This window comes from Acinetobacter pollinis (assembly GCF_015627175.1).
GTDB lineage: Bacteria > Pseudomonadota > Gammaproteobacteria > Pseudomonadales > Moraxellaceae > Acinetobacter > Acinetobacter pollinis.
In genome coordinates this window covers 1-3,299 of record NZ_VTDQ01000079.1, presented here as the reverse complement: position 1 = coordinate 3,299, position 3,299 = coordinate 1, and the positions used below count along the sequence as shown (strand labels likewise).

Here is a 3,299-nt window from a genome sequence, read left to right as displayed (position 1 = left end):
AGGTGGTGTATCAAAAAGTATGCTGCTTAAAAAGACAGTTAGAACTTTGATAACATAGGCAAATGCAAATCACTCTACACATCAAATGTCCTACCTGCCTGAGCGACAGTATAAAGAAAAATGGCTCAAAAGTGGATGGTAAACAAAATTACCAATGCAAAATATGCAGACGCCAGTTCATCGGTGATCATGCACTTAGCTACCAAGGTTGCCATTCAGGCATAAAAACCAAAATATTACACCTGATGGCACGAGGCAGTGGCATTAGAGATATCGCGGAAGTTGAAAGAGTTAGCATTGGTAAGGTGTTACGCACACTCAGTCAATCAAAATATCAGCTCCAAGCACAGCAAAGTCATTATGAAACCCTTGAGATAGACGAGTTTTGGACTTTTGTCGGTAATAAGCAGAACAAACAATGGTTGATTTATGCCTATCATAGAGAAACAGGTGAAATTGTTGCTTATGTTTGGGGTAAACGAGATTTAGCGACAGCAAAATGGCTCAAAGCTAGACTAAAACAGCTCGGGATAAGCTATACGTGTATATCGAGTGATTGTTGGGATAGTTTTGTCACGACCTTTAAAAAGTGCAAATAACGGGTTGGTAAGTTTTTCACTGTCGGTATTGAAGGCAATAATTGTCGGTTACGGCATTGGATCAGGCGAGGCTTTAGGAGAAGCTGTAACTTCTCCAAAAAGCTTGAGAATCATTTCAAAGCCTTTGATTTAGTACTCTTTTATATCAACAATGGATTTATCTAATGCCAGCATACTTTTTGAAACACTATCAAAAAATTAAAGTTAAATATTTGACTATTTTTGATACAGGTTTCTTTATTTGAGAATGATAATGCCAAGTAAATCTTTAAGAATAGCTGTTTGCAGCAAAGTTACTAAAAATTGAATGCACTTAAATCTAAGTGCATAATTTGAGATATTAATCAGACTGTGTTTCTTTAGGTGAAATCATTAGTTTTCGCATTTTTCTTTCTTTACGACGTCTTTTTACAATCGTATATGAGTTAAAAACGGCAATACATAACAGTAATGCAGAAATTAAACCAAAGACAAATGTGAGTCCTGTTTTCTGACCAATTAACCCCACTAATGCTGATCCACTCAATGCACCTGAATACGCAAGAATAGATACATAAGAAAGTGCTTGGGACTTTGGTACAAAATTTTGCCTTCCAACCCGTGAAAATAATACAGGAACAATATTTGAAAGGCCTAATCCCACTAGAGCATATCCTAGAAGCACTAAATACCACATGGGCGCAAGTACAACAACGGCCATTCCGGCACTTGCACACAATGAACTTGCCCAAATTAAGCGCTTCTCTCCAATTTTTCTAAGAAATATATGCCCAAAGAAACGAGAGAAAGTCATCGTAATTGCGAAAAAACTATATGCTAATCCAGCATTAGACAATGATGTATGATAAATATCTGTAAGATACACACCGCTCCAGTCTAATGCTGTACTTTCCGTCAAAAAAGCAATAAAACACATCATACCAAGCATTAGAATTACAGGGTGTGGCATTGCACTATTTCGTATAGAGGGTGCTTCCTCCTCAGTAGTCACCTTTGGTTGTGTCACATCATTAACAGCAGACTTCGAAAGTGCACCTAGAACAGCAAAGATTGCTATAAGCGTAATAATAGAACTAACCAAAAGCGTTGCGGATGAAGGTGAAAAACCACTATGTAATAGTCCTGTCATGTTTAATGCAGCAATTAAGCCGCCCAAACTACACATTCCATGAAAATTAGACATAAGCGGACTATTATTTTTTTCTTCAATAATGACACCCTGAAAATTTGCCGCAACCCCTGTTGCACCAGATGCAATACCTAGAAAAGTTAAGAAAAATGCAAGAATAGGTATATTATCTAAATGCGTTACTAATGGTAAAGTAAATATAAAAACAATAGAGGAAAATGCAATAATAAATCGACAACCTAATGTCTTAATAACACGACCCGTTAAAAGCATTGCAGCAATTGATCCTAGCCCCATGCATAAAATCAACAATCCTAATTCGGTATGATCCAAAGAAAGTTTTTGTTTTAAATATGGAATAAGAGATGCCCAAGATGCCATAGAGAAGCCTAAGTTGAAAAAACTTAGTCTTGTGGTCAGCTTTTGAGTAGAAAGCCGATTAAGAAATTCTGGATCAAGTAGTTTTCGAATAAACATGGCTGTCTGACTTAAATGTATTTTTATTAGATTAACCTAAGGATTTTATAGGAAATTTAGCAAAAAAAGCATAGTATTTATGTAAAACATCACACTTTCGTGATGCTATATCATAAGATAACAATTCATTTCGAATAAAAATTTTATAAAAAATATTTAAGCTAAGTGATAAATTCAAATTAAACCTAAAGAAATTTTTACGATTAAATAAACATATTATAAAGATCTAAATTTTTTCTAATGATTTGAATTTCCTCCTTAAAACTACTCTACTTATATAAATTTATATTAGTTAAAATTCTGGATAGTGTTTCAAAAAGTATGCTGGCATTAGATAAATCCATTGTTGATATAAAAGAGTACTAAATCAAAGGCTTTGAAATGATTCTCAAGCTTTTTGGAGAAGTTACAGCTTCTCCTAAAGCCTCGCCTGATCCAATGCCGTAACCGACAATTATTGCCTTCAATACCGACAGTGAAAAACTTACCAACCCGTTATTTGCACTTTTTAAAGGTCGTGACAAAACTATCCCAACAATCACTCGATATACACGTATAGCTTATCCCGAGCTGTTTTAGTCTAGCTTTGAGCCATTTTGCTGTCGCTAAATCTCGTTTACCCCAAACATAAGCAACAATTTCACCTGTTTCTCTATGATAGGCATAAATCAACCATTGTTTGTTCTGCTTATTACCGACAAAAGTCCAAAACTCGTCTATCTCAAGGGTTTCATAATGACTTTGCTGTGCTTGGAGCTGATATTTTGATTGACTGAGTGTGCGTAACACCTTACCAATGCTAACTCTTTCAACTTCCGCGATATCTCTAATGCCACTGCCTCGTGCCATCAGGTGTAATATTTTGGTTTTTATGCCTGAATGGCAACCTTGGTAGCTAAGTGCATGATCACCGATGAACTGGCGTCTGCATATTTTGCATTGGTAATTTTGTTTACCATCCACTTTTGAGCCATTTTTCTTTATACTGTCGCTCAGGCAGGTAGGACATTTGATGTGTAGAGTGATTTGCATTTGCCTATGTTATCAAAGTTCTAACTGTCTTTTTAAGCAGCATACTTTTTGATACACCACCT

General features: G+C 35.7%; 1 protein-coding gene and 2 pseudogenes. 1 reads left to right on the top strand and 2 read right to left on the bottom strand.

The features are described 5' to 3' along the window. The first annotated feature begins 62 nt into the window (after positions 1 to 62). Positions 63 to 764: pseudogene (locus tag I2F23_RS13680) on the top strand (IS1 family transposase). A gap of 175 nt (positions 765 to 939) precedes the next feature. Here the strand turns inward: I2F23_RS13680 and I2F23_RS13675 are convergent. Continuing rightward, positions 940 to 2,205, bottom strand: a complete 1,266-nt coding sequence (locus I2F23_RS13675) for an MFS transporter (RefSeq protein WP_195773117.1) — start codon at positions 2,203 to 2,205, stop codon at positions 940 to 942. Between the two features lie 330 nt (positions 2,206 to 2,535). Then, positions 2,536 to 3,237, bottom strand: a pseudogene (locus I2F23_RS13670) (IS1 family transposase). Positions 3,238 to 3,299 lie beyond the last annotated feature (62 nt).